4 protein-coding genes and 1 pseudogene are annotated in these 3,259 nt (G+C 68.1%); all 5 read left to right on the top strand.

All coding sequences use genetic code 11. The features are described 5' to 3' along the window. Positions 1 to 846: carbohydrate ABC transporter permease (locus G3N93_RS36890; protein WP_206135233.1), on the top strand; the 846-nt coding region annotated here is incomplete at its 5' end. Continuing rightward, positions 834 to 1,673, top strand: coding sequence for a carbohydrate ABC transporter permease (locus G3N93_RS36885; RefSeq protein WP_174939570.1), 840 nt, complete (start codon positions 834 to 836; stop codon positions 1,671 to 1,673). The genes G3N93_RS36890 and G3N93_RS36885, both read left to right, overlap by 13 nt. Positions 1,674 to 1,683: 10 nt before the next feature. Further along, positions 1,684 to 2,718, top strand: coding sequence for an NAD(P)-dependent alcohol dehydrogenase (locus G3N93_RS36880; protein ID WP_174939568.1), 1,035 nt, complete (start codon positions 1,684 to 1,686; stop codon positions 2,716 to 2,718). 3 nt (positions 2,719 to 2,721) lie between these two features. Next, positions 2,722 to 3,060 (top strand): annotated as a pseudogene (locus G3N93_RS36875) (ATP-binding cassette domain-containing protein); the annotation flags it as partial. Positions 3,061 to 3,082: 22 nt separating this feature from the next. Then, positions 3,083 to 3,259 (top strand): ATP-binding cassette domain-containing protein (locus G3N93_RS36870; RefSeq protein WP_374196544.1); only part of this gene is annotated, 177 nt, incomplete at its 3' end.

The raw sequence follows: 3,259 nt of genomic DNA, 5'->3' as shown, positions 1-3,259 counted from the left end.
GTGTTCCTCGCGCCGACGCTCGCGCTGCTCGCGGTCCTGAGCCTCGTCCCGACCGTCGCCGCGATCAACCTCGCGCTGCGCAACCGCGTGCTGCGCTACCCGGACAGCGAATACGTCGGCCTGCGCAACTTCATCCGGCTCGCATCCGACCGGCGTTTCCTGAACGCGATCGAAGTGTCGGTGCTGTGGGAAGTCGTCACGGTGGCCGGCGCGGTGCTGGTCGGGATCGCGCTGGCCGTGTTCCTGTTCGAGCGCGTGCACGGCCGCTGGCGCCGCTTCGCATCGCTGGTGCTGATCATGCCGGTGCTGCTGCCGCGCGTGTCGGCCGCGTTCATCTGGAAGTTCATGTACGCGCCGCTCACCGGCGTCCTGAGCTGGCTGCTCGGCATCCTCGGTATCGAGAACACCGCGTTCCTCGCCGATCCGCATCTCGCGCTGTACGCGGTCGCGCTCGTCGACGTGTGGCAATGGGGGCTGTTCTTCGCGGTCGTGATCCTGAAGCTGCTGGAGACGCTGCCGCCCGAGCCGCTCGAAGCCGCGCGGCTCGACTACGCGACGACGTGGCAGGTGCATGCGTACATCGCGCTGCCGATGCTGAAGGCGCCGCTCGTGAGCCTCGTGTTCATCAAGATGGTCGAATCGCTGCGCTCGTTCGACCTGATCTACGTGATGACCAAGGGCGGCCCCGGCATCGCGACCGAAACGCTCGACCTGTACGCGTACCAGCAGGGCATCGGCCTCGCCGGCAAGGTGTCCTATGCGTCGAGCATGGCCGTGCTGATGATGATCGCGACCACGCTCGTCTTCACGCTCATCTGGAAGAGGGTCAACAAATGGGACGACTGATGGCCCGCCGCGGCGCCGCCGCGACCGTTTCGAACCTGTCGACCGCAGTGATCGCCGGCGCGATCCTGCTCGTCGCCGCGTTCCCGCTGTTCTGGGCCGTGCTCAATTCGCTCAAGCACCTGCTCGACATCGTCACGCCCACGCCGCGCTTCATCTTCACGCCGACGCTCGCGAACTACGAGCAGGTGCTGTCGAGCCCCGAGGTGCTGATCGGGCTCGGCAACAGCATCGCGATCGTCGGCGCGGCCGTGCTGATCGGCGCGGTGCTCGGCGTGCCGGCCGCGTATGCGATCGCCCGCTATCCCGTGCGCGGCAAGCGCGACATCCAGTTCTTCCTGCTGTCGCTGCGCTTCCTGCCGCCGGTCGCGGTCGCGCTGCCGCTGATCGCGATCTGGGTCGATCTCGGGCTGTACGACACGAAGCTGTCGATGATCGTCACGTACCTGCTCGTCACGTTGTCGACCATCACGTGGCTGTCGATCCCCGTGTTCCGCCGGCTGCCGCGCGAGATCGAGGAAGCCGCCGCGCTCGACGGCTACGGCCCGTATGCGGTGTTCTGGCACATCGCGCTGCCGGTGTGCGCGAGCACGCTGCTTGGCGGCATCGTGTTCAGCTTCGTGCTGGTCTGGAACGAACTAATGATCGCGCTCGCGCTGACGTCGTCGCGCAGCGCAACGCTGCCGGTGGTCGCGTCCGCGTTCACGTCGCTCGGCCAGGAAGTGCCGTGGGGCGTGATCAACGCGTCGACGGTGCTGCTCGCGCTGCCGCCGCTCGTGTTCGTCGGCATGCTGAGCCGCCTGCTCAATTCGATGGTCAAGGGAAAATAAGGAGGATGTGTTGAAAGCGCTCGTACTCGAACGCACGCGCGAGCTCGCGCTGCGCGACATCGACTTGCCGCAGGAAGTCGGCCCCGGCGACGTCCGGATCAAGGTGCATACGGTCGGCGTGTGCGGCAGCGACGTGCATTACTACGTCCACGGCGGGATCGGCCCGTTCCGCGTCGACGCGCCGATGGTGCTCGGCCACGAGGCGTCCGGCATCGTCGTTGAAACAGGCGCCGGCGTCACGCACCTGCGGGTCGGCGACCGCGTGTGCATGGAGCCCGGCGTGCCGCGCTTCGATTCGCCCGCGACGCTGCGCGGGCTCTACAACCTCGATCCCGACGTGCGCTTCTGGGCGACGCCTCCCATCCACGGCTGCCTGACGCCGTACGTCGTGCATCCGGCCGCGTTCACGTACCGGCTGCCCGACACCGTGTCGTTCGCCGAAGGCGCGATCGTCGAGCCTCTGTCGATCGGCCTGCAGGCCGCGAAGAAGGCGGCGATGAAGCCGGGCGACCTCGCGGTCGTGATCGGCGCCGGCACGATCGGCGCGATGACGGCGCTTGCCGCGCTCGCCGGCGGCGCCGCGCGCGTGATCCTCGCCGACGTCGTGCCCGACAAGCTCGCGCTGTTCGCCGACAACCCGGCCGTCACCACCGTCGATGTACGCACGCAGCCGCTCGCCGACGTGGTGGCCCAGGCCACGGACGGCTGGGGCGCGGACGTCGTGTTCGAAGCCAGTGGCAGCGCGAACGCGTACGCGGGCCTCGTCGACCTGATGTGCCCGGGCGGCTGCGCGGTGCTGATCGGGATGCCGGTCGCCCCGGTGCCGCTCGACGTGGTCGCGCTGCAAGCGAAGGAAGGCCGCATCGAATCGGTGTTCCGCTACGCGAACATCTTTCCGCGCGCGCTCGCGCTGATCGCGTCCGGCGCGATCGACGTGAAGCCGTTCATCTCGCGCACGTTCCCGTTTTCCGAAGGCGTGCGCGCATTCGAGGAAGCGGCGAGCGGCCACCCGCGCGACGTCAAGATTCAGATCGAAATGGATTGAGCCATGGCCCAGATCACCTGCAAGGCTTTGTCGAAGCACTACGACGGCGGCCCCGCCGTGCTGCACCCGCTCGACCTCGAGATCGCCGACGGCGAATTCATCGTGCTGCTCGGCCCGTCCGGCTGCGGCAAGTCGACGATGCTGCGGATGATCGCGGGCCTCGAGGCGATCACCGGCGGCGAGCTCGTGATCGGCGACGCGGTCGTCAACGACCTGCCGTCGCGCGAGCGCAATGTCGCGATGGTGTTCCAGAACTACGCGCTGTACCCGCACATGACGGTGTACGACAACATCGCGTTCGGCCTGCGGCGGCCCTGCCGGGCGGCACCGGCTCGACCTGGGGATCGCAGACGGTGGATGCATCGTGCTGCTCGGCCCGTCAGGCTGCGGCAAGTCGACGATGCTGCGGATGAGCGCGGGCCTCGAGGCGATCACCGGCGGCGAGCTCGTGATCGGCGACGCGGTCGTCAACGACCTGCCGTCGCGCGAGCGCAATGTCGCGATGGTGTTCCAGAACTACGCGCTGTACCCGCACATGACG

It is taken from the genome of Burkholderia sp. Se-20378 (genome assembly GCF_017104665.1).
Lineage (GTDB): Bacteria > Pseudomonadota > Gammaproteobacteria > Burkholderiales > Burkholderiaceae > Burkholderia > Burkholderia lata.
The sequence above is the reverse complement of the archived record's forward strand: the minus strand, read 5'-3'. Positions and strand labels throughout refer to the sequence as shown.